21 protein-coding genes are annotated in these 21,310 nt (G+C 70.2%); 13 read left to right on the plus strand and 8 right to left on the minus strand.

The annotated features are described in order from the left end of the window. Nucleotides 1-136 precede the first annotated feature (136 nt). From crcB to mnhG, 7 genes are all read left to right on the plus strand, one after another. Nucleotides 137-514 carry a fluoride efflux transporter CrcB gene (crcB, locus tag KV106_RS06500; protein WP_057589597.1) on the plus strand — a complete coding sequence of 126 codons (378 nt, stop codon included), beginning with the start codon at nt 137-139 and terminating at the stop codon, nt 512-514. A 79-nt stretch (nt 515-593) separates the two neighbouring features. Next, nucleotides 594-3,554, plus strand: coding sequence for a monovalent cation/H+ antiporter subunit A (locus tag KV106_RS06505; RefSeq protein ID WP_261207545.1), 2,961 nt, complete (start codon nt 594-596; stop codon nt 3,552-3,554). After that, complete coding sequence (locus KV106_RS06510; RefSeq protein WP_057589595.1) at nt 3,554-3,916, plus strand: Na+/H+ antiporter subunit C; 363 nt, start codon at nt 3,554-3,556, stop codon at nt 3,914-3,916. The genes KV106_RS06505 and KV106_RS06510 overlap by 1 nt, the downstream gene beginning before the upstream one ends. Then, nucleotides 3,913-5,625: a monovalent cation/H+ antiporter subunit D gene (locus KV106_RS06515; RefSeq protein ID WP_057589594.1), complete on the plus strand. Its 1,713-nt coding sequence runs from the start codon at nt 3,913-3,915 to the stop codon at nt 5,623-5,625. The genes KV106_RS06510 and KV106_RS06515 overlap by 4 nt, the downstream gene beginning before the upstream one ends. Further along, nucleotides 5,622-6,113: a Na+/H+ antiporter subunit E gene (locus tag KV106_RS06520; RefSeq protein ID WP_261207567.1), complete on the plus strand. Its 492-nt coding sequence runs from the start codon at nt 5,622-5,624 to the stop codon at nt 6,111-6,113. Before KV106_RS06515 ends, KV106_RS06520 begins: the two co-directional genes overlap by 4 nt. Next, nucleotides 6,110-6,388: a K+/H+ antiporter subunit F gene (locus KV106_RS06525; protein ID WP_057589592.1), complete on the plus strand. Its 279-nt coding sequence runs from the start codon at nt 6,110-6,112 to the stop codon at nt 6,386-6,388. The genes KV106_RS06520 and KV106_RS06525 overlap by 4 nt, the downstream gene beginning before the upstream one ends. Beyond that, entirely contained in the window at nt 6,385-6,768 is a 384-nt protein-coding gene (gene mnhG, locus KV106_RS06530; RefSeq protein WP_261207600.1) for a monovalent cation/H(+) antiporter subunit G, read from the plus strand. Before KV106_RS06525 ends, mnhG begins: the two co-directional genes overlap by 4 nt. 22 nt (nt 6,769-6,790) lie before the next feature. On the opposite strand, the gene KV106_RS06535 is transcribed toward mnhG, so the two are convergent. Beyond that, on the minus strand, nt 6,791-7,783 hold the full coding sequence (locus KV106_RS06535; protein WP_261207602.1) for an ABC transporter substrate-binding protein: 993 nt from the start codon (nt 7,781-7,783) through the stop codon (nt 6,791-6,793). 106 nt (nt 7,784-7,889) lie between these two features. Between KV106_RS06535 and KV106_RS06540 the strand changes: the two genes are divergently transcribed. The 6 genes from KV106_RS06540 to KV106_RS06565 all read left to right on the plus strand — a co-directional run bounded on the left by KV106_RS06540 (nt 7,890) and on the right by KV106_RS06565 (nt 13,284). Continuing rightward, complete coding sequence (locus tag KV106_RS06540; protein WP_057589589.1) at nt 7,890-8,573, plus strand: TetR family transcriptional regulator; 684 nt, start codon at nt 7,890-7,892, stop codon at nt 8,571-8,573. A gap of 101 nt (nt 8,574-8,674) precedes the next feature. Then, nucleotides 8,675-9,490 (plus strand): ABC transporter permease, encoded by an 816-nt coding sequence (locus tag KV106_RS06545; RefSeq protein ID WP_209541145.1) that lies wholly within the window; start codon nt 8,675-8,677, stop codon nt 9,488-9,490. Continuing rightward, nucleotides 9,487-10,539: an NAD-dependent epimerase/dehydratase family protein gene (locus KV106_RS06550; protein ID WP_057589588.1), complete on the plus strand. Its 1,053-nt coding sequence runs from the start codon at nt 9,487-9,489 to the stop codon at nt 10,537-10,539. The genes KV106_RS06545 and KV106_RS06550 overlap by 4 nt, the downstream gene beginning before the upstream one ends. An 11-nt stretch (nt 10,540-10,550) precedes the next feature. Beyond that, nucleotides 10,551-11,420 carry a GNAT family N-acetyltransferase gene (locus KV106_RS06555; protein WP_261207638.1) on the plus strand — a complete coding sequence of 290 codons (870 nt, stop codon included), beginning with the start codon at nt 10,551-10,553 and terminating at the stop codon, nt 11,418-11,420. Nucleotides 11,421-11,431: 11 nt separating this feature from the next. Beyond that, entirely contained in the window at nt 11,432-12,499 is a 1,068-nt protein-coding gene (locus KV106_RS06560; protein ID WP_261207640.1) for a dihydrodipicolinate synthase family protein, read from the plus strand. Beyond that, nucleotides 12,496-13,284 (plus strand): ABC transporter ATP-binding protein, encoded by a 789-nt coding sequence (locus KV106_RS06565; protein WP_261207642.1) that lies wholly within the window; start codon nt 12,496-12,498, stop codon nt 13,282-13,284. Before KV106_RS06560 ends, KV106_RS06565 begins: the two co-directional genes overlap by 4 nt. A gap of 11 nt (nt 13,285-13,295) precedes the next feature. Here the strand turns inward: KV106_RS06565 and KV106_RS06570 are convergent, their stop codons facing one another. The 7 genes from KV106_RS06570 to KV106_RS06600 form a co-directional block, all read right to left on the minus strand. After that, nucleotides 13,296-14,312 (minus strand): XdhC family protein, encoded by a 1,017-nt coding sequence (locus tag KV106_RS06570; protein ID WP_057589584.1) that lies wholly within the window; start codon nt 14,310-14,312, stop codon nt 13,296-13,298. 39 nt (nt 14,313-14,351) lie between these two features. Next, nucleotides 14,352-15,017 carry a CoxG family protein gene (locus KV106_RS06575; RefSeq protein WP_261207646.1) on the minus strand — a complete coding sequence of 222 codons (666 nt, stop codon included), beginning with the start codon at nt 15,015-15,017 and terminating at the stop codon, nt 14,352-14,354. A gap of 45 nt (nt 15,018-15,062) precedes the next feature. After that, complete coding sequence (locus KV106_RS06580) at nt 15,063-16,265, minus strand: vWA domain-containing protein (RefSeq protein WP_261207654.1); 1,203 nt, start codon at nt 16,263-16,265, stop codon at nt 15,063-15,065. Between the two features lie 127 nt (nt 16,266-16,392). Then, the gene (locus KV106_RS06585; RefSeq protein WP_261207664.1) at nt 16,393-17,292 is read right to left on the minus strand and encodes an AAA family ATPase; all 900 of its coding nucleotides are present in this window, start codon (nt 17,290-17,292) and stop codon (nt 16,393-16,395) included. A 185-nt stretch (nt 17,293-17,477) separates the two neighbouring features. Next, on the minus strand, nt 17,478-18,269 hold the full coding sequence (locus tag KV106_RS06590; protein WP_261207673.1) for an FAD binding domain-containing protein: 792 nt from the start codon (nt 18,267-18,269) through the stop codon (nt 17,478-17,480). Between the two features lie 38 nt (nt 18,270-18,307). Continuing rightward, on the minus strand, nt 18,308-20,695 hold the full coding sequence (locus KV106_RS06595; protein ID WP_057589579.1) for a xanthine dehydrogenase family protein molybdopterin-binding subunit: 2,388 nt from the start codon (nt 20,693-20,695) through the stop codon (nt 18,308-18,310). A gap of 10 nt (nt 20,696-20,705) precedes the next feature. After that, on the minus strand, nt 20,706-21,209 hold the full coding sequence (locus KV106_RS06600; protein WP_057589578.1) for a (2Fe-2S)-binding protein: 504 nt from the start codon (nt 21,207-21,209) through the stop codon (nt 20,706-20,708). Nucleotides 21,210-21,310 lie beyond the last annotated feature (101 nt).

The raw sequence follows: 21,310 nt of genomic DNA on the forward strand, positions 1-21,310 counted from the left end.
GCGCGCGTGACGCTGCCGATGTTCTTCCTGATGGTGGCCGCGGTGCTGCTCATCTACTTCGTGCCGCAGCTCGTGACCTGGCTGCCGCAGCAGATGGCACCCTGAAGCTTTCACGCCCCGGGCCGACAATCGCCGCATGCTCGTTCCGATTCTCGCGATCTGCGTCGGCGCCTCCATCGGCGCCCTGTCCCGCTGGGGTCTCGCGCTCTGGCTCGGTGTCGGCGGCCTCATGCCCTGGGGCACGCTGGCCGCCAACCTGATCGGCGGCTACCTGGTCGGCCTGGCCGTCGCCACCTTCCAGCTGCTGCCCAACCTCGATCCGGTCTGGCGGCTCGCGCTGGTGACCGGCTTCCTCGGCGGCCTCACCACCTTCTCGAGCTTCTCGGCCGAAGTCACGACCATGCTGCTCGAAGGCCGGCTCGGCGTGGCCCTTGTCACGGCCGCCGCCCACCTGGGCGGATCGCTGTGCCTGACCTGGCTGGGCATCCGCACCGTGCAGGTCTTGTCGGCCTGATCGACCACGAAAAAACCGCCTTATGTCCTGCGGTTATAGATACCGGCGTCGATAGAGGCGGCCGATAGAATCGACCGCAATGCCCCTCGTCCTGCTCGTCGCACTCCCGTTCCTTGCCAGCGTGCTGGCGGCCTTGATGCCGTCGAACGCGCGCAACCGGGAGTCCACGCTCGCGGGGCTGGTCGCGCTGGGCTGCGCGGTGCAGACGGCGTGGCTCTTTCCGCGGCTCGCCAACGGCAACGTGCTGCGCCACGAGATCGAATGGCTGCCCGCGCTGGGCCTGAACCTGGTGTTCCGCATGGACGGCTTCGCCTGGCTGTTCTGCATGCTGGTGCTGGGCATCGGCTCGCTGGTGGTGCTCTATGCGCGCTACTACATGTCGGCCTCCGATCCGGTGCCGCGCTTCTTCTCGTTCTTCCTCGCGTTCATGGGCGCGATGATGGGCGTGGTGCTCTCGGGCAACCTGATCCAGATGGTGCTGTTCTGGGAGCTCACCAGCCTGTTCTCGTTCCTGCTGATCGGCTACTGGCACCACCGGCGCGATGCCCGGCGCGGCGCGCGCATGGCGCTCACGGTCACCGGCGCGGGCGGGCTGTGCCTGCTGGCCGGCGTGCTGGTGCTGGGCCGCATCGTCGGCAGCTACGAGCTCGACGTGGTGCTGGCCTCGGGCGACGTCATCCGCGCCCATGCGCTGTACCCGGTGGTGCTGGTGCTGATCCTGCTGGGCGCCTTCACCAAGAGCGCGCAGTTCCCGTTCCACTTCTGGCTGCCGCGCGCCATGGCCGCGCCAACGCCGGTGTCGGCCTACCTGCACTCGGCCACCATGGTGAAGCTCGGCGTGTTCCTGATGGCACGGCTGTGGCCCGTGCTCTCGGGCACCGAGCAGTGGTTCTGGCTGGTGGGCGGCGCGGGCGCGATCACGCTGCTGCTCGGCGGCTTCATCGCGATGTTCCAGCGCGACCTCAAGGCACTGCTGGCCTACTCGACCATCTCGCACCTCGGCCTCATCACCCTGCTGCTGGGCCTCAACAGCCCGCTCGCGGCGGTGGCGGCGGTGTTCCACGTCATGAACCACGCGACCTTCAAGGCCTCGCTGTTCATGGCCGCCGGCATCATCGACCACGAGACCGGCACGCGCGACATCCGCAAGCTCAGCGGCCTGATGAAGCTGATGCAGATCACGGGCACGCTGGCCATCATCGCCAGCGCCTCGATGGCCGGCGTGCCGCTGCTCAACGGCTTCCTCTCGAAGGAGATGTTCTTCGCCGAGACGGTGTTCATCCAGTCCACGCCCTGGGTCGACTTCAGCCTGCCGCTGATCGCCACGCTGGCCGGCATCTTCAGCGTGGCCTATTCGGCGCGCTTCGTGTTCGACGTGTTCTTCGGCGCGCCCTGCGGCAACGAGGTGCCCAAGCCGCCGCACGAGCCGCCGCACTGGATGCGCGTGCCGGTCGAGCTGCTGGTGCTGATCTGCCTGGTGGTGGGCGTGGCGCCGGCCTGGTCGGTCGGCCCGATGCTGGCCGCCGCGGCCGCGCCCGTGGTCGGCGGCATCCTGCCCGAGTACAGCCTGGCCGTGTGGCACGGCTTCAACCTGCCGCTCCTGATGAGCTTCGTCGCCCTGGCGGGCGGCGCCGGGCTCTACCTGCTGCAGCGCCGCCAGCGCGCGGCCGGCGGCCTCGAGAACACGCCGCTCCTGCACCGCTTCGACGGCCAGGTGATCTTCGAGCACCTGATCGCGCTGCTGAGCGAGGCCGGCCGCCGCAGCCGGCGCCTGTTCGGCACGCGCCGCATGCAGACCCAGCTGCTGCTGCTCGTGGTGGTGGCCGTGGCCGGCGCCTTCGCGGCGCTCGAGCAGACGCCCGCGGCCGCCGGCACGCGCGAACTGCTGCCCTTCTCGCCGATGTTCGCCATGACCTGGCTGATCGGCGGCGTCTGCGCGCTGGCCGCCGCCTGGCAGGCCAAGTTCCACCGGCTCGCGGCGCTGATGCTGGCCGCGGGCGCGGGCCTGGTCTCGTGCGTCACCTACATCTGGTTCTCGGCGCCCGACCTCGCGCTCACGCAGCTGGTGGTCGAGGCCGTGACCACCGTGCTGATCCTGCTGGGCCTGCGCTGGCTGCCGATGCGCAGCAAGGACGCGGTGCAGACCGCGAGCGCGCGCCTGCGCCCCTGGGGCCGGCGCGGCCGCGACCTGCTGGTGGCCACCGTCGCGGGCTGCGGCATGGCGGCGCTGGCCTGGGCCATGATGACGCGCACCTTCCCGCAGAGCATCTCGCCCTTCTTCCTCGAGCGCGCGCTCAGCGAGGGCGGCGGCACCAACGTGGTCAACGTGATGCTGGTCGACTTCCGCGGCTTCGACACCTTCGGCGAGATCACCGTGCTCGGCGTGGTGGCGCTCACCGTCTATGCGCTGCTGCGCCGCTTCCGGCCCGCGGTCGAATCGATGGCGCTGCCGCCGCAGCAGCGTGCCCAGGCCGACGACGGCAGCAGCGACCTGCTGAACCCGCGCCGCGCCAAGGACACCGCCGTCGGCTACCTGATGGTGCCCGCGGTGCTGGTGCGCCTGCTGCTGCCGCTGTCGGTGCTGGTGGCGGTCTATCTCTTCATGCGCGGCCACAACGCGCCCGGCGGCGGCTTCGTCGCGGGGCTGGTGATGTCGGTGGCGCTGGTGCTGCAGTTCATCGTCTCGGGCACCGAGTGGGTGGAGGAGCACCTGCGCATCTACCCGCGCCGCTGGATCGCCATCGGCCTGCTGTTCGCGCTGGGCACCGGCGGCGGCGCTGTCTTCTTCGGCTACCCCTTCCTGACCACGCACACCGCCCACCTGCACCTGCCGGTGCTCGGCGACATCCACGTGCCCAGCGCCCTGTTCTTCGACATCGGCGTGTTCGCGCTGGTGCTCGGTGCCACCATGCTGATCCTCACCGCGCTCGCGCACCAGTCGGTGCGCAGCCATCGCTGGGCCGACGAGCAGGCCGAGAAGGAGGCGCAGGCCGAAGCGGATGCGCTGGCGGCCGGCGCCACGCCGGAGGGAGCGCGCTGATGGAAATCGTGCTCGCCCTCGCGATCGGCGTTCTGACCGGCTCGGGTGTCTACCTGCTGCTGCGTCCGCGCACCTTCCAGGTGATCATGGGCCTCACGCTCATCTCGTACGCGGTCAATCTCTTCATCTTCAGCATGGGCCGGCTCAAGGTCGACAGCGAGCCGGTGCTGATCCCCGGCTTCGCGGCCACGCTGGCCAACACGGCCGACCCGATGCCGCAGGCGCTGGTGCTCACCGCGATCGTGATCGGCTTCGCGATGACCGCGCTGTTCCTGGTGGTGCTGCTGGCCTCGCGCGGCCTGACCGGCACCGACCACGTGGACGGCGAGGAACGCCAGGAACAGGAGGAGGCGCGCGAATGACCGAGCTCTTCAGCCTGCTCGACCGCTTGCTCGACATCAGCATGCCGCACCTGGTGGCGGTGCCGATCCTGGTGCCGATGCTCACGGCCGCCTTGATGCTGCTGCTGGGCGAGCAGCGCCGCCGCACCAAGTCCTTCCTCAGCGTGGTCTCGGGCCTGGTGGGCCTCATGGCCGCGCTGGCGCTGCTGCGCTGGGTCAACGCGGCCGACACCGGCGGCGGCCCGGGCTCGATCGGCGTCTACCTGCCGGGCAACTGGCGCGCGCCCTTCGGCATCGTGCTGGTGGCCGACCGGCTCTCGACCATGATGGTGGCGCTGACCGGCGTGATCGCCTTCGCCGCCTCGATCTACTCCACCTCGCGCTGGGACCGCGCGGGCGTGCACTTCCATCCGCTGCTGCAGCTGCAGCTCATGGGCCTGAACGGCGCCTTCCTCACCGGCGACCTGTTCAACCTGTTCGTGTTCTTCGAGGTCATGCTGGCCGCCTCCTACGGCCTGCTGCTGCACGGCTCGGGCCGGCTGCGGGTGCAGGCCGGGCTGCACTACATCGCGATCAACCTCGCGGCTTCCTCGCTGTTCCTGATCGGCGCGGCCATGCTGTACGGCGCCACCGGCACGCTCAACATGGCCGACCTGGGGCTGCGCATCGCCCAGCTCGCGCCCGGCGACCGCGGCCTGGTGCACGCGGCCGCGGCCATCCTGTTCACCGCCTTCTTCGCCAAGGCCGGGGCCTGGCCGCTCAACTTCTGGCTGGTACCGGCCTACAGCGCGGCCGTGTCGCCGGTGGGCGCGGTGTTCGCGCTGCTCACCAAGCTCGGCGTCTACACCGTGCTGCGGCTGTGGACCGTGCTGTTCGCGCCCGACACCGGCGCCTCGGCCGAGTTCGGCCAGGTGGTGCTGATCGGCGCCGGCATCGCCACCCTGTTCGTCGCGGCCATCGGCATCGTCGGCACGCAGCGGCTGTCGAACCTCGCGGGCTTCAGCGTGCTGATCTCGGCCGGCACGCTGCTCACCGCCGTGGGATTGGGCCAGCCCGATGTCTGGGCCGGTGCGCTGTTCTACATGCTGAGCTCCACCCTCGCGGTGGCCGCCTTCTTCCTGCTGATCGACATGATCGAGCGCTGGCGCAACGCCGGCATGAGCGTGGCGCCGCACGAGGCCGCCGGCACCGCCCCCTTCCTGGCCGAGGACCTGAGCGCGCTGAGCGACGTGAACCTCGACGACGACGCGCAGGCGCTCTACGGCCGCGCCATTCCGGCCGGCGTGGCCTTCCTGGGCCTGAGCTTCATGATCTGCACGCTGCTGCTCACGGGCCTGCCGCCGCTGTCGGGCTTCGTCGGCAAGTTCGCGATGCTCTCGGGGCTGATGGGCTCGAGCGCCGCCCTCACCGCCGCCGACTGGACCTTCCTCGTGCTGCTGATCGCCTCGGGCTTCCTCGCGCTGATCGCGCTGACCCGCACCGGCATCCGCCATTTCTGGACCCAGCCGCACGGCAACCTGCCCTCGCTGCCCGCGCTCGAGGTGCTGCCGGTGGCCGGGCTGATCGCGGCCTGCATCGCGCTCACCGTCTGGTCCGAGCCGGTGCTGCGCCACGCGATGGCCACCGCCGAGGGCCTGCGCACGCCGAGCGCCTACCGCGAAGCGGTGATGGGCGCGCGGCAGGTGCCGAACCCGGCGCCCAAGGGCGATACGAAGGCCGGCACGCCATGAAGCGCCTGATCCCCTCCCCGCCGCTGTCGGTCGCGCTGTTCGTCGTCTGGCTGCTGCTCAACCAGTCGCTCGAGGCCAGCACGCTGGTGTCGGGCCTGCTGCTGGCGGTCGCCGTGCCGCTGCTGACCAAGGGCCTGCGGCCCGCCACCGTGCGCATGCGCCGGCCCGGCGTGGCGCTGCGGCTGTCGGCCGTCGTGCTCTACGACATGTCGCTGTCGGTGTTCGCGGTGGCGCGCGCGCTGCTCACGCGCCGCAGCGACCGGATCCATTCGAACTTCCTGCGCATACCGCTCGATTTGCGCGACCCCAACGGCCTCGCGGTGCTCGCGATGATCATGTGCCTCACGCCCGGCACCGCCTGGGGCGAGGTGGCCTTCGACCGCAGCACCCTGCTGATCCACGTCTTCGACCTCGACGACGAGGCGGCCTTCATCGCGCAGATCAAGAGCCGCTACGAACGTCCGCTGATGGAGATCTTCGAATCATGACGCCCATCCTCTTCTGGTCGCTCAAGTTCGCGCTGTTCCTGCTCGCGGTGGCGATGCTGTGCGCCGTCGCGCGCCTGCTGATCGGCCCCACCGCGCAGGATCGCGTGATGGCGCTCGACTGCCTCTACATCAACGGCATGCTGATGATGCTGGTGCTGGGCATCGTCTACGCGAGCGACGTGTACTTCGGCGCCGCGATGCTGATCGCGCTGTTCGGCTTCGTCAGCTCGACGGCGATGGCCAAGTTCCTGCTGCGCGGGGAGGTCATCGAATGAGCGATTTCATCGTGGGGCCGCTGCCGCTGTGGGCCGAGGTCGTCACCGGCGTGTTCGCCGTGCTGGGCGCGGCCTTCGCGGCCATCGGCTCTTTCGGCCTGGTGCGGCTGCCGAGCTTCTTCCGCCGCATCCACGCGCCCACCCTGGGCGCCACCGGCGGCGTGTGGTCGATGATGGTCGCGACCATCGTCTACTTCTCGGTGCAGAGCCACAGCCTGTTCCTGCACGCGACCCTGATCGCGCTGTTCGTGGCGCTCACCACGCCCGTCACCACCATCTTCCTGATGCGCGCCGCGCTGTTCCGCGAGCGGCAGAAGCACGGCGACGTGCCGCCGCCCGCGCCCTCGGACCAGGGGCCGATCCCGCCCTACAAGGGCTGAAGGCCCGCGGCGTGCCAGGCGCTCAGGGCGCCATGCGCACGTTCCTGTCGAGGAAGTCGTTGCTGAACAGCAGCGCGGGGTCGTAGGGCTTCTCGATGCCGATCAGCGACGAGACCAGCTCGTAGTCGGCCTTCACGCGCGCGCCGTCGAAGGCGCCGAGCGCCACCTTGGTGGTGGTGTCGTCGCGCATCAGCTGCTTGATGCGTTCCCACTGGTCGCGCTGGTTGTCGGGCGACAGGCCGCTCACGCTCGCGGTCAGCGCCTGCAGGCAGGGCGCGAAGTCCTTCACGCAGGCTGCGTAGGCACGCTGCGTGACGGCGACGAACTTCTTCACCTGCTCGGGCTTCTTCGCGAGGTAGGCGCCGTTGACGATCAGCGAGTTGCCGTAGACGTTCACGCCCGCCGTGCGCCAGGGCTGGAAGCCGAGGTCGTCGCCGAACTCGCGCACCTTGAGGTCGTGCTCGTTGTAGAAGTCGCTGATGATGTCGACCGATTTGCTCTTGAGCGCCGCCACCTTGGCCTGCGGGCTCACGTTGACGAAGCTCACGCTGGCCGGGTCGAGGCCGGTCTTCTTGGCGAAGGCCGGCCACATCAGGCGCGCGGCGTCGCCCGGCGGGTTGCCGATCTTGCGGCCCGCGAAGTCCTTCGGCCCCTGGATGCCCGAGGACTTGAGCCAGTAGAAGCCCTGCGGGCTGTTGGCGTAGATCACCATCAACGCCTTCACGTCGGCGCCCTTGCCGCGGGCCTGGATGGTGGTCGGCAGGTCGGAGATGCCGAGCTCGCTGCCGCTCGTGCCCACGCGCTGCGCCGACACGGCCGAGCCCTTGCCGGCCTCGATGTTGAGGTCGATGCCGGCCTCCGAATACCAACCCTTGGACTTGGCGTAGTAGAGCGGCGCATGGTCCGCCGTGGGCGTCCAGTTGAGCATCAGGCTCATGGAATCGGCGGCGAATGCCGCGGGCCCCTGCAGCGCGAGAACGGCGGCGGCGCCAGCCACCGACAACAGCTTTTTCATGCAGCTCACTCCAAAAGAAGGTACAAACAGATCCTGAAATTCATATTACCAACTGTTTGGTTGACAGGCAATCGAAGCCTTCCCGCCCTGGAGACAGAATCCGACCATGCCTTCCGCCACCTCCCGCAAGTCCGCCGCACCCGCCGCCACCCCCGCGGCTCCTGTCGCCACGCGCCGCGAGCGCGACCCCGTCGCCGCCAAGCAGGCGCTGATCGCCGCCGCGGTCGCCGAGTTCGCGACCAAGGGCTTCGCGGGCGCGCGCGTCGACGAGATCGCCGCCGCCGCGGGCGTGAACAAGCAGCTCGTCTACCACTACTTCGAGAGCAAGCAGGGGCTGTACCTGGTGGCGCTCGAATCGGTCTATGCCGAGATCCGCGAGAAGGAACAGAAGCTCGAGCTCGGCGCGCTCGAGCCGCGCGAGGCGATGGCGCAGCTGGTGGCCTTCTCCTTCGACTACCTGGCCGAGCATCCGGAGTTCATCGCCATGCTGGCCGACGAGAACCGCAACCGCGGCGAGCACCTGCACGAGTCGGAGCGGCTGCAGAAGATGCACTCGCCCTTCATCGAGATGCTCGAGGCCACGCTCGAGCGCGGCGTGGCCGCGGGCGTGTTCCGCGCCGACTTCGACGCGATCAACCTCTACATCTCGATCGCCGGCATCTCCTACTTCTTCTTCTCGAACAACCACACGCTGTCGGCCATCTTCGGCACGCCGCTCGACGCGCGCGGCGCGCTGCTCAAGCGCCGCCGCCACGTGATCGAGTTCGCGCTCAACGCGCTGCGGCCCTGAGCGCTTGCGGCCCTCGCGCCGCTTTTTATCAACTAGTTGGTTGACTCGACCGGCCAGCCTGCCTATGATCCGCCGCATTGTTTCCTTCCACAGGAATTGAGATGACGGCATCCGACGGCGCCTCCCCGCCCACCGCAAGCTCCGCGCCGCTGTCCGGCGAACGCCCCGCCTGGCAGCGCTGGGCCGTGGTGGTCGCGGTGCACATCGCGGCGGTGCTGCTGTGGGAGTTCGCGGTGCGCGCCTTCCAGATCCAGCCTTTCGTGCTGCCGGCGCCCTCGAAGGTGCTCGCCACGCTGGCCAATCCGCAGCACGCCTGGCTCATGAACACCGGCGTCACCGCACTCGAGGTGTTCGGCGGCTACGTGCTGGGCCTGGTGCTCGGCATCCTCTGCGCGCTGCTGTTCGTCACCAGCCGGCGGCTGATGCTGGTGGCCTTCCCGCTGCTGGTCACGCTCAACATGATCCCGAAGGTGGCGATGGGCCCGCTGGTGATCGTGTGGTTCAGCTACGGCATCGGACCGAACATCCTGATCACCTTCAGCCTGTGCTTCTTCCCGATCCTGCTGACCACGATCCGCGGCCTCAACGAGACCGAGCCCGAACTGCTCGACCTCGTGCGCGCGCTCAAGGGCTCGCGCTGGCAGCTGTTTCGCTACATCCAGCTGCCGGGCTCGCTGCCCTACGTGTTCTCGGGCATGAAGGTCGCCACCATCCTCGCGGTCGCGGGTGCCGTGGTGGGCGAATTCATCGCGTCGGAGCGCGGCCTGGGCTACCTGATGATCCAGGTGCAGGCCTCGCTCGACACCCCCGCGGTCTTCATGGCCGTGCTCCTCATCACCGGCCTGGGCGTGCTGCTCTACCTGCTGGTGCTGCTGCTGGAGCGCCTCTTCATCACCCAGGACGCCCGAATCCAATGAACACCACCACGCCTGTGCTCGACGACCTCCCCTTCCCCGAACGCTTCGACACCGAGGCCGCGCTCGAGGACTACCTCGCCACGCCCTCGCGCGACCTGCTGCGCGACATGGCGCGCATCGACGGCGACCTGATGGTGCTCGGCGTCGGCGGCAAGATGGGCCCGACGCTCGCACGGCTGGCGAAGAACGCGATGCCGGGCCGGCGCGTGATCGCGGTGGCGCGCTTCAGCGAGGCCGGCGTGCGCGAGGCGCTCGAGGCGAACGGCATCGAGACCCTGGCCTGCGACCTGCTCGACGCCGAGGCGATCGCGAAGCTGCCGCGCACGCCCAACGTGGTCTTCATGGCCGGGCGCAAGTTCGGCGCCGATGCCGACAACCCGCTGACCTGGGCCATGAACGCGCACGTGCCCGCACTGGTGGCGCAGCACTTCAGCGGCTCGCGCATCGTGGCCTTCTCCACCGCCTGCGTCTATCCCTTCGTGCCGGTGATCGGCCAGGGCGCGCACGAGAGCGAGGCGCCCAATCCGCCCGGCGAGTACGCCAACTCCTGCGTGGGCCGCGAGCGCATGTTCGAGTACTTCTCGCAGCGCCACGGCACGCCGGGCCGGCTGTTCCGCCTGAGCTACGCCATCGACCTGCGCTACGGCGTGCTGGCCGACGTGGCCGGCAAGGTCTGGCGCGGCGAGCCGGTGGACGTGACCATGGGCCACGTCAACGTGATCTGGCAGGGCGACGCCAACGCGCAGGCGCTGCGCTGCCTCGCGGCCGCGACGGTGCCGACCTCGCCGCTCAACGTGAGCGGCCCCGAGACCACCTCGATCCGCTGGCTGGCCGAGGAGTTCGGCCGCCGCTTCGGCAAGCCGGTGCAGATCGCGGGCAGCGAGGCGCCCACCGCCTGGCTCATGAACACCGGCGAGGCCGAGCGGCTGTTCGGCTATCCGCGCGTGCCGTTGTCGCAGCTCGTGGGCTGGGTCGCCGACTGGATCGCGCGCGAGCAGCGCCAGTACGGCAAGCCGACCAAGTTCGAATCGCGCGACGGCAAGTACTGAAGGAAGACACCGTGCCCGCCACCGCCCTCGTCGAAACGCTGGACGCGCTCTCGCCGCGCGAGCTGCCGCAGCTGGACGCGCTGGTCGCGGCCAGCGGCTGGAACCAGCTCGCGGCGGACTGGCGGCTGTTCGAGCGGCTCGGCAGCGTGCACGCGATACGCGACGGTGAAGGAACGATCGTCGCGAGCGGCGCTGTGCTGCCGCTGGAGCGCGCAGCCGACGCACCACGCAACCAGCCCGGCGCCGCCTGGATCAGCATGATCCTCGTGGCGCCCGCCGCGCGCGGGCAGGGCCTGGGCCGCGCGGTGTTCGCGCACTGCCTCGAGCGCGTGCGCGCGCAGGGCCGCGTCGCGATGCTCGATGCCACGCCGCAGGGCGAGCCGCTCTATGCGAGCTTCGGTTTCGCGCCGCTGTGGCGGCTCACGCGCTGGCGCCGCGAGGCGCTCGCGCAGGCGGCCGATCCGGCACCGATCGACCGGCCCGATGCGGCGCCGCTCGCCGCGCTCGACACCGAGGCCCTGGGCCTCGCCCGCCCCCAGGTGCTCGCCGACCTGCTCGCGCGCCCGGGCAGCCGCTGCGTGCGCGATGGCCTGGCCTTCGCCCTCGTGCGCGAAGGCCGCGTCGCCCATCACGTCGGCCCGCTGCTCGCTGCCGACGAGGCCCATGCCCGCGCGCTGCTGCCGCGCGCGCTCGCCGGTATCGCCGGCCCGGTGCTGATCGACGTGCCCGACGGCCGCGCGCAACTCGCGCAGGCACTGCGCGCGGCCGGCTTCGAACCCCAGCGCGGCTTCGCGCGCATGGCGCTGCCGCCCGCGAGCACGGCGGCGCCGGCCGGTCATCCCTCGTTCATCCACGCCATTGCCGGCCCCGAGTTCGGCTGAGGACTTCGCACATGCCATTGAACCGCTCCGACCTGCCCGCCGACGTGCTCGCGCTGCTCGCCAAGGGCACCGTGATCCCGGCCCATCCGCTCGCGCTCGATGCCGAACGCCGCTTCGACCGCCGGCGCCAGCGCGCGCTGACGCGCTACTACGTCGATGCCGGCGCGGGCGGGCTCGCGGTCGGCGTGCACACCACGCAGTTCGCGATCCGCGAGCGCGGCCTCTATGCCAAGGTGCTCGAGGCCGCGATGGCCGACCGCCTGGCCTGGAGCGACCGGCCGATGGCGATGATCGCCGGCCTCTGCGGCCCCACCGCGCAGGCGAGCGCCGAGGCGCGCACCGCCGTCTCGCTCGGCTACCAAGCGGGCCTCCTGAGCCTGGCCGCGCTGGCCGGCGCCTCGGAAGACGCGTTGATCGCCCACTGCGAGGCGGTCGCGCAGGAGATCCCGCTGATCGGCTTCTACCTGCAGACCGTGGTCGGCGGCCCGGTGCTGTCGAGCGACTTCTGGCGCCGCTTCGCCTCGATCCCGAACGTGCTCGCGATCAAGGTCGCGCCCTTCAACCGCTACCGCACCATCGACGTGGTGCGCGGCGTGATCGAGGCGCGCGCCGAGGAGCGCGTGTTCCTCTACACCGGCAACGACGACCACATCGTGCTCGACCTCGCCCTGCCCTTCGCGGCCATGCGCGACGGCGCGCCGGTGCAGGTGCGCTTTCGCGGCGGGCTGCTGGGCCACTGGTCGGTGTGGACCGCGGGCGCGGTGCAGCTGCTCGCGCGCATCCAGGCCGAGCTGGCGGCCGGCCAGGGCAACCTGAGCCCCGAGCTGCTCGCGCTCGATGCGCGCGTGACCGACTGCAACGCCGCCTTCTTCGACGTGGCGAACAATTTCCACGGCTGCATCGCGGGCTGCCACGAGGTGCTGCGGCGCCAGGGGCTGCTCGAGGGCATCTGGTGCCTCGATCCGGCCGAGGGCCTGGGCGCGGGCCAGTCGGCGGAGATCGACCGCGTGTACGCCGCGCACGGCGACCTCGCCGACGACGCCTTCGTGCGCGACAACCTCGCACGGTGGCTGGCATGACCGCGACCGCCGTCCGCGCCGAGGTCGAAGTGCCTCTGATCCGCATGCGCGGCCTGCGCAAGGTCTACCGCCGCCGCGACCAGGAGTTCCTCGCGGTCTCCGACGTCACGATGGACATCCACGCGGGCGACATGGTGTCGCTGGTCGGCCCTTCGGGCTGCGGCAAGTCGACGCTGCTGAAGATCCTCGCCGGGCTGCACGGCCACGACGGCGGCACGCTGGAGATCGGCGGCGGCCAGGCCTTCGAGCCGGGTCGCGACGTGGGCATGGTGTTCCAGCAGCCGCTGCTGCTGAAGTGGCGCACCATCCTCGAGAACGTGCTGCTGCCGGCCGACATCCTGGGCCTCGACCGCAAGGCCGCGACGCAGCGCGCGCACGAACTGCTCGAGATGGTCGGCCTCGCGGGCTTCGCCGACAAGCGGCCCTACGAGCTCTCGGGCGGCATGCAGCAGCGCGCCGCGATCGCGCGCGCGCTGATCCACGAACCCAAGCTGGTGCTGATGGACGAGCCCTTCGGCGCGCTCGATGCGCTCACGCGCGAGAAGATGAACCTCGAGATGCTGCGGATCTGGGCGCGCAGCCGCACCACCTTCGTGGTGGTCACGCACAGCATCCAGGAGGCGGTGTTCCTCGGCTCGCACTGCGCGGTGCTCACGGCGGGGCCGGCGCGCATGGCCGACTTCTTTCCGATCGAGCTGCCAGCGCCGCGCACGCTGCACATCAAGACCAGCGCCGAGTTCGGCCTCTACGTGCGGCGCATCTACGACCTGCTCGGGGTCGAGTAGACCCCTGCGGCTCAGGCCGGCAGCAGCCGTTCCTTGGCGCGCGCCACTTCCATCTCGCGCGGCAGCGGCACGGCGTTCTTCACCGCGAGGATCTCCGCCATCACGCTGACCGCGATCTCGGGCGGCGTCTTGCTGCCGATGTAGATGCCGATCGGCCCGCGCAGCCGCGCCAGCGATTCGGCGGTCTGGTCGAAGTGCTCGATCATGCGGTCGCGCCGCGCGTCGGCATTGCGGCGCGAACCGATGGCGCCCACGTAGAAGGCATCGCTCTGCAGCGCCTCGAGCAGCGCGAGGTCGTCGAGCTTGGGATCGTGCGTGAGCGCCACCACGCAGCTGCGGCGGTCAGGCCGGAAGGCCAGCACCGCATCGTCGGGCATCTCGGTGGTGATCTGCACGCCGGGCAGCGACCAGGCGGTGCGGTACTCGGCGCGCGGATCGCACAGGGTGACCGCGAAGCCGCTGAACTTGGCCATGGTCGCGAGGTACTCGGCGAGTTGGCCGGCGCCGATCAGCAGCATGCGGTACTCGGGGCCGAAGGTGTTGGCCAGTTCGGTGTCGTCGACCGTGAGTTCGTCGGGCGCCTTGGCTTCCTCGAGCCGCACCACGCCCGTGGCCAGCTCGACGGTGCGCCGCATCAGCCGGCCCTGTTCGAGCTGCGACACCAGCGTGTCGAGCGCGCCCGCGTCGGGCGCGTACTCGAGCAGCAGCTCGAGCGTGCCGCCGCAGGGCAGGCCGAAGCGGTGCGCCTCGTCGGCCGTGATGCCGTACTTCACCAGCGCGGGCGGCGCGCCCAGCGGCACCTCCTGGGCCTGGCCGTGGGCATGGCTGTAGCGCGCGATCAGGTCGTCCTCGATGCAGCCGCCCGAGACCGAGCCGACCACCGCGCCGTCTTCGGCCAGCGCCATGATCGAGCCCACGGGCCGCGGCGACGAGCCCCAGGTGCGCACCACCGTGGTCAGCAGCGCGCGCTTGCCGGCACGCCGCCAGTCGCGCAGCGTGCGAAGCACCATCACGTCGAGGTTTTCCATCGCGTCTTCTTTCGTGGAAAGCGGCGCCTGTCGGCCGTCTCAGCCGCCGCCGGCTTCGCCGCCCGCACCGGGCTCGGCGTCCTTGTCCGATTTCTTGCCGAGGCCGATCTTCTTCATGAAGCCGGCCACCGCGCCGGTCCTCTCGGCCGGCGCCTCCGCGTTCTCGGGCGCCGCGGCCGGCGGCGGGCCGTAGCGGCTTTGCATCTCGGCTTCGAAGCGCTTGAAGAAATCGTCGGCCGTGGACTTGGCCGCGCCGTCGATCAGGCGCTGGCCGAGCTGGGCGATCTTGCCGCCCACCTGGGCCTGCACCGTGTAGTCGAGCTCGCAGCCGGCGGGGGCGACGGCCGGGGCCGCCTCGGCGCCCTCGGCCGCGGGTGCATCCGCGGGCGCGGCCGGCGCGGCATCGGCCAGCGGCCGCAAGGTCACGCTCGACGAGCCCTTGGCGAAGCCGGCCACGCCGCCCTGCCCTTCGAAGGTGAGCTTGTAGCCGTCGGGCGCGACGATGTCCGACAGCATCACCTTGCCGCTGAACTTGGCCGACACCGGGCCGATCTTGACCGCGAGGCTCACGCTGTAGGTGTTCTCGCCCGTCAGCTCGAACTTGTCGCAGCCGGGAATGCACTTCTTGAGCGTTTCCGGGTCGTTGAGCGCCTCCCAGGCCTGTTGCTGGGTGATGGCGAGCCGGCGGTTACCGAGCATTTCCATGGTGGTCTTTCCTTCTTGTGATCCTGTCCCGCGGCCCGAAGGCGGCTAGCGCCCTGACCGCATCAGTGCCGCGAGACTCGCGGCCAGCTGTTCGAGCGCGCTGAGATTGTGAACCGCGAGCATCGCGTCCGCATGGCGGTGCAGCACGCCGGCCCCACGCGCCAAAGGGGCGTAGCCCTCGAAGCGCAGCAGCGGGTTGAGCCACAGCAGCCGGCGCGAATGGCGTTTCAGCCACTGCAGTTCCTGCGCGAGCTGGGCCGGCTCGCCGGTGTCGAGCCCGTCGCTGATGACCAGCACCAGCGTGCGGCGGCCGATCAGTCGGCGCGCGTGGCGCTGGCGCAGCTCGGCCAGCGAGCTGCCGAGCCGCGTGCCGCCCGCGAAATCGTCGATGGCGAGGCTGGCCGCGGCCAGCATGTCGTCGGTGTCGGCCAGCCGGAAGGCCGGCGTGAGATCGGTCAGCCCGGTGCCGAAGGCGAACACGTCGCGCCGGCCCGCGCGCCGCGTGGCCGCGTGCAGGAAAGCCAGCAGCAGCCGCGCATAGCGCTCCATCGAGCCCGAGACGTCGACCAGCACCAAGAGCGGCAGCGGCTGTTCGCGCCGCGCCAACCGCGGCAGCCGCAGCATCTCGCCGCCGGTGCGCGCCGCCTCGTGCAGCACGCCGGGCCAGTGCATGCGCGCATGGCGGCCGCTCTCGCCGGCCGGGCGCAGGCGCCGCGTGGGCAGCCGCGGCACCGGCAGCGAGATGTCGCGCGCGAGCCGCTCGACCAGCCGGTACTCGGCCGCGCCCAGCGCATTGAAGTCGGCATGGTGCAGCCGCTGGCGATCGCTCGCGGTCATGGCGGCGTCGAACTCGACCTCCTTGTCGGGCAGCGCAGCCAGCGGCGGTTTGTGCGGATCGCGCGGCGCGGCCAGCGCCTCGCGCACGCGCGGCCGGCGCTTCGAGGGCTCGGCCTTGCCCTCGGCGCTCGGCAGCATCTGCGCGAGCAGCTTGTTGGCGAGCTCGGGGTCGCGGAACCAGGCGTCGAACAGCTCGCGGAACACCAGCCGGTCCTGTTCGCGGCCGACCATCACGGCCTCGAGCGCGGCACTGAGGTCGAGCTTGCGCTCCACGCCGACCAGTGTGGCGGCCTCCTCGGCCAGCGCGATGCGCGCGGCGTCGGTGCGCACGCCCGCGCGGCGCAGCGCCCGGCCGAAGGCGGCGATGTTGCCGGCCAGCTTGCCGGTGCGGGCGTCGCCTAGCTGTTGCATCTCTGAATACGGGAGCGGGGACCGAACGCAGACGTCGCGAAGGTTTCGCAGAGGTCGCAGAAAAGAAAATCCAAGGATTTCTTCTGCGACTTCTGCGCTGCTTTCGGCTTCCTTCTGCGTTCGGTTTTCATGCCCCCGCTTCCTCGGGCTTGAGCAGCTCGCTCGCCAGCTCGCGCGTCAGCGCCGCCACGTCGTCGCGCTGCTTGAACAGGATGCCGGCGGTGTCGGACACCACCTCGGGATCGAGCTCGACCGTGTCGAGCGCGATCAGCGCGCGCGCCCACTCCACGCTCTCGGCAATGCCGGGCGCGCGCTGGAAGGCGTTGACGAAGGGCGCGCTGCGCAGACGGGCCGCGAAGTCGGCCACCTGCGCCGACAGCTTCTCGCCCACGCCCGGCACCTGGGCACGCACGATGGCCAGTTCGCGTTCGCGCTCGGGATAGTCGAGCCAGTGGTAGAGGCAGCGCCGCTTCACGGCGTCGTTGAGTTCGCGCGTGCGGTTGCTCGTGAGGATGGTGACCGGCGCCACCGCGGCGCGGATGGTGCCGAGCTCGGGAATGCTGACCTGGTACTCGCCGAGGTACTCGAGCAGGAAGGCCTCGAAGGGCTCGTCGGCACGGTCGACCTCGTCGATCAGCAGCACCGCGCCCGGGGCCGGCGCCTGCAGCGCCTGCAGCAGCGGGCGACGGATCAGGTAGTGCGGCTGGTAGACCTCGGCCTCGACGTCGCGCACCGCGCCCGAGGCCTCGACCGCGCGCATGTGCAGCAGCTGCGCTGCGTAGTTCCATTCGTAGAGCGCCTCGCGCTGCTCGAGGCCGTCGTAGCACTGCAGCCGCAGCAGCTCGCGCTGCAGCGCCTGGGCCAGGGCCTTCGCGAGTTCGGTCTTGCCCACGCCGGGCTCGCCCTCGAGCAGCAGCGGACGCTGCAGCTTCAGCGCGAGGAACACGGCGGTCGCGAGCCGGCGGTCGGCGTAGTAGCCGGCGCGCAGCAGGCCGTCGGTGAGTGAGTCGATGGTCTCGAAGGTCATGGCCTAGGGTAATGCACGGCCGCATGGAAGACGCCGGGAAACGGACATCCGGACGCAGAGGACGCGAAGGTTTCGCGAAGGGCGCGAAAGGGAAACCGAAAAACTTTTTCGGATGTTCTTTTGCGCCCTTCGCGAAACCTTCGCGTTCTTCGCGTCCGGTCAGCCCGTGTTCGCCGACCCGTGGATCAGCCCAGCGCCTTCGTCACCGCGCGCTGCGTCAGCACGTTGATCAGGTTGGCGCGATAGGCGGCCGTGGCGTGCAGGTCGGTGTTGAGCTCGCTGGCGTCGATCTTCACGCCGGCCGCCGCGGCCGCGGTGAAGCTCTTGTCGAGCGCATCCTCGAGCCCCGCGTGCCGGAACACGCCGTTGCCCGCGCCGGTGATGGCCACGCGCACGCCGCTGTCGTACTGCGCGAGGAACACGCCGACCAGCGGGAAATGCGAGGCCTTCTGGCGCAGCTTCTCGTAGACCGCGCGCTTCGGGATCGGGAAGCGGATCGCTGTGATCAGCTCGCCCTCTTCGAGCGCGGTGGTGAACAGGCCCAGGAAGAAGTCGTCGGCCGCGATCTCGCGCTTCGTGGTGACCACGGTCGCGCCCGTTGCCAGCACCGCGCTCGGGTAGCAGGCGGCCGGATCGTTGTTGGCCACCGAGCCGCCGATGGTGCCCATCGCGCGCACCTGCCGGTCGCCGATGCGCGAGGCCAGGTCGGCCAGCGCCGGGAAGGCGGCCTTCACCTCGGCGTTGTTGGCCACGTCGAGGTGGCGCGACATGGCACCGATGACGAGGGCATCGCCATCCTTCCGGATGCCGGTGAGTTCCTTGATGCCGCCGAGGTCGACGAGCTGCTCGGGCGCCGACAGGCGCAGCTTCATCGAGGCCAGCAGGGTCTGGCCGCCCGCCAGGGGCTTGCCGCCGGCTTCGGCCAGCTTGACGGCGTCGGCCAGGGCCGCGGGCCGTTCGAACGTGAAGGCGTACATGGGGTGGTTCCTTCTTTATTTATAGATATGGGGGGTGATCAGGCGGCAGCGCCTGCCTTCTGCATCGCTTCCCAGACGCGGCTCGACGAGGCCGGCATGTCGAAGTCCTTCACGCCCAGCGGTGCCAGCGCATCGAGCACGGCGTTGATGACCGCCGGCGGCGAGCCGATCGCGCCCGCCTCGCCGCAGCCCTTGGTGCCCAGCGGGTTGTGGGTGCAGGGCGTGCAGACGGTGTCGAGCTTGAACTGCGGGAACTCGGCGGCGCGCGGCATGGCGTAGTCCATGAAGCTGCCGGTGAGCAGCTGGCCGGTCTCGTTGTCGTAGACGCAGTTCTCGAGCAGCGCCTGGCCGATGCCTTGCACCAGGCCGCCGTGCACCTGGCCCTCGACGATCATCGGATTGATGATGGTGCCGAAGTCGTCCACCGCGGTGAAGCGGTCCACGCGCACCTCGCCCGTCTGCTTGTCGATCTCGACCTCGCAGATGTAGGTGCCGCCCGGGAAGGTGAAGTTGGTCGGGTCGTAGAAGGCGGTCTCGTTGAGGCCCGGCTCGAGCTTGTCGAGCGGGTAGTTGTGCGGCACGTAGGCCGTCAGCGCCACCTGGCCGAACGGGATCTTCTTGTCGGTGCCCTTGACCGTGAACTCGCCGTTGGCGAACTCGATGTCGGCGTCGCTCGCCTCCATCAGGTGGGCCGCGATCTTCTTGGCCTTGGCCTCGATCTTGTCGAGCGCCTTCATGATGGCCGCGCCGCCGACCGAGATCGAGCGCGAGCCGTAGGTGCCCATGCCGAAGGGCACGCGGCCGGTGTCGCCGTGCACCACGTCGACCGCCTCGACCGCGATGCCCAGGCGCGCCGCCACCACCTGCGCGAAGGTGGTCTCGTGGCCCTGGCCATGGCTGTGCGAGCCGGTGAACACGGTCACGCTGCCGGTCGGGTGCACGCGGATCTCGCCGCACTCGAACAGGCCCGCGCGCGCGCCGAGCGCGCCCGCGATGTTCGACGGCGCGATGCCGCAGGCCTCGATGTAGCTCGAGTAGCCGATGCCGCGCAGCTTGCCGGCCGCCTCGCTGGCCGACTTGCGCTGGGCATAGCCCTCGACCTCGGCCAGCTTGCGCGCCTTGTCCATGCAGGCATGGAAGTCGCCGGTGTCGTACTGCAGCGCCACCGGCGTCTGGTACGGGAAGGCGGTGATGAAGTTGCGCTGGCGGATCTCGTCCTGGCCCAGGTTCATTTCCCAGGCGCAGCGCGAGACCAGCCGCTCGAGCAGGTAGGTGGCCTCGGGCCGGCCGGCGCCGCGGTAGGCGTCGACCGGTGCCGTGTTGGTGAACCAGGCATCGACCTCGACGTAGATCTGCGGCGTGGTGTACTGGCCCGCGAGCAGAGTGGCGTAGAGGATGGTCGGCACCGCGGTCGAGAAGGTCGACAGGTAGGCGCCGAGGTTGGCATCGGTGTGGACCCGCATCGCGAGGAACTTGCCGTCCTTGTCCATCGCCATCTCGGCATGGCTCACGTGGTCGCGGCCGTGCGCGTCCGACAGGAAGCATTCCGAGCGCTCGGCCGTCCACTTGATGTTGCGGTTGAGCTGCTTGGCGGCCCAGGTCAGGCACACGTCCTCGGCGTAGAGGAAGATCTTCGAGCCGAAGCCGCCGCCCACGTCGGGCGCGATCACGCGCACCTTGTGCTCGGGCAGGCCCAGCACGAAGGCCGTCATCAGCAGCCGCTCGACGTGCGGGTTCTGGTTCGAGACGTAGAGCGTGTAGTCGTCGGTGCCGCGGCTGTAGCTGCCGATGGCCACGCGCGGCTCGATCGGGTTGGGGATCAGCCGGTTGTTGACCAGATCGAGCTTCGTGACGTGCGCGGCGCCCGCGAACGCGGCATCGACCGCCGCCTTGTCGCCCAGCGCCCACTTGTAGCACTGGTTGTCGGGCGCCTCGTCGTGGATCGTGACGCCGCCGGCTTTCTTCGCCGCGTCGGCCACGCCGACCAATGCGGGCAGCACCTCGTACTCGACCACTACGGCCTCGGCGGCGTTCTTCGCCTGCTCGACCGTCTCGGCCACCACCATCGCGACATGGTCGCCGACGTAGCGCACCTTGTTGATCGCGAGGATCGGGTGCATCGGCTCCTTCATCGGCGTGCCGTCGGGGTTGTTGATCAGCCAGCCGCAGGGCAGCCCGCCCATCTTGCCCTCGATGTCCTTGCCGCTGAAGATGCCGACCACGCCGGGCATCGTGAGCGCGTCGGCGATGTCGACCGAGACGATGCGCGCATGCGCGTGCGGGGAGCGGACGAACACCGCGTGCGACTGGTTCGCCAGCGTGATGTCGTCGGTGTAGTTGCCCGCACCGGTCAGGAACCGGTAGTCTTCCTTGCGCCGCAGCGCGTTGCCGATGTGCGGCAGGTTCGCGAAGTCGGAGGCACCCATGTCGCTCTCCTCAGGCCGCGGCCGTGGCCTGGACCGGAACCGGCTTGCCCGAGGCCATGGCCTCGCCGCCCATCTGCACGGCCTTGACGATGTTCTGGTAGCCGGTACAGCGGCACAGGTTGCCGTCGAGCAGCTCGCGGATCTCGGATTCGCTCGACTTGGGGTGGTGGGTGCACAGGTCGATGGCGCTCATGACCATCCCCGGGGTACAGAAGCCGCATTGCAGGCCGTGGCATTCCTTGAACGCGGCCTGCATCGGGTGCATGGTGCCGTCGGGCTGGGCCACGCCCTCGATGGTGGTGATCTCGGCGCCGGCCACCTGGGCCGCCAGGATGTTGCACGATTTGACGGCGCGGCCGTCGACGTGGACGGTGCAGGCGCCGCACTGGGCGGTGTCGCAGCCGACGTGGGTGCCGGTGAGGTGGAGGTGCTCGCGGATCGCGTGCACGAGGAGGGTGTTGGGTGGCGCGTCGACGGTGACCGAGCGGCCGTTGACCTTGAGGGCTACCTGCATGTGGCTGTCTCCGTGAAGGGTGATGGCTGACAGGCCCGCACCCACGCTGCGGCGTGGCGGCATGGGCGGGCCCCGTGGGCATCTTGGATGCCGACCCCCTG

Source organism: Variovorax endophyticus (genome assembly GCF_025376855.1).
Lineage (GTDB): Bacteria > Pseudomonadota > Gammaproteobacteria > Burkholderiales > Burkholderiaceae_C > Variovorax.

What these genes read in the sequence shown, in the direction of transcription:
- KV106_RS06570 (WP_057589584.1), bottom strand. Translation starts at nt 14,312, where the DNA reads ATGGAAAACCTCGACGTGATGGTGCTTCGCACGCTGCGCGACTGGCGG.
- mnhG (WP_261207600.1), top strand. Translation starts at nt 6,385, where the DNA reads ATGAGCGATTTCATCGTGGGGCCGCTGCCGCTGTGGGCCGAGGTCGTC.
- KV106_RS06535 (WP_261207602.1), bottom strand. Translation starts at nt 7,783, where the DNA reads ATGAAAAAGCTGTTGTCGGTGGCTGGCGCCGCCGCCGTTCTCGCGCTG.
- KV106_RS06575 (WP_261207646.1), bottom strand. Translation starts at nt 15,017, where the DNA reads ATGGAAATGCTCGGTAACCGCCGGCTCGCCATCACCCAGCAACAGGCC.
- KV106_RS06525 (WP_057589592.1), top strand. Translation starts at nt 6,110, where the DNA reads ATGACGCCCATCCTCTTCTGGTCGCTCAAGTTCGCGCTGTTCCTGCTC.
- KV106_RS06520 (WP_261207567.1), top strand. Translation starts at nt 5,622, where the DNA reads ATGAAGCGCCTGATCCCCTCCCCGCCGCTGTCGGTCGCGCTGTTCGTC.
- KV106_RS06595 (WP_057589579.1), bottom strand. Translation starts at nt 20,695, where the DNA reads ATGGGTGCCTCCGACTTCGCGAACCTGCCGCACATCGGCAACGCGCTG.
- KV106_RS06540 (WP_057589589.1), top strand. Translation starts at nt 7,890, where the DNA reads ATGCCTTCCGCCACCTCCCGCAAGTCCGCCGCACCCGCCGCCACCCCC.
- KV106_RS06590 (WP_261207673.1), bottom strand. Translation starts at nt 18,269, where the DNA reads ATGTACGCCTTCACGTTCGAACGGCCCGCGGCCCTGGCCGACGCCGTC.
- KV106_RS06510 (WP_057589595.1), top strand. Translation starts at nt 3,554, where the DNA reads ATGGAAATCGTGCTCGCCCTCGCGATCGGCGTTCTGACCGGCTCGGGT.
- KV106_RS06600 (WP_057589578.1), bottom strand. Translation starts at nt 21,209, where the DNA reads ATGCAGGTAGCCCTCAAGGTCAACGGCCGCTCGGTCACCGTCGACGCG.
- KV106_RS06565 (WP_261207642.1), top strand. Translation starts at nt 12,496, where the DNA reads ATGACCGCGACCGCCGTCCGCGCCGAGGTCGAAGTGCCTCTGATCCGC.
- KV106_RS06550 (WP_057589588.1), top strand. Translation starts at nt 9,487, where the DNA reads ATGAACACCACCACGCCTGTGCTCGACGACCTCCCCTTCCCCGAACGC.
- crcB (WP_057589597.1), top strand. Translation starts at nt 137, where the DNA reads ATGCTCGTTCCGATTCTCGCGATCTGCGTCGGCGCCTCCATCGGCGCC.
- KV106_RS06560 (WP_261207640.1), top strand. Translation starts at nt 11,432, where the DNA reads ATGCCATTGAACCGCTCCGACCTGCCCGCCGACGTGCTCGCGCTGCTC.
- KV106_RS06515 (WP_057589594.1), top strand. Translation starts at nt 3,913, where the DNA reads ATGACCGAGCTCTTCAGCCTGCTCGACCGCTTGCTCGACATCAGCATG.
- KV106_RS06545 (WP_209541145.1), top strand. Translation starts at nt 8,675, where the DNA reads ATGACGGCATCCGACGGCGCCTCCCCGCCCACCGCAAGCTCCGCGCCG.
- KV106_RS06585 (WP_261207664.1), bottom strand. Translation starts at nt 17,292, where the DNA reads ATGACCTTCGAGACCATCGACTCACTCACCGACGGCCTGCTGCGCGCC.
- KV106_RS06580 (WP_261207654.1), bottom strand. Translation starts at nt 16,265, where the DNA reads ATGCAACAGCTAGGCGACGCCCGCACCGGCAAGCTGGCCGGCAACATC.
- KV106_RS06505 (WP_261207545.1), top strand. Translation starts at nt 594, where the DNA reads ATGCCCCTCGTCCTGCTCGTCGCACTCCCGTTCCTTGCCAGCGTGCTG.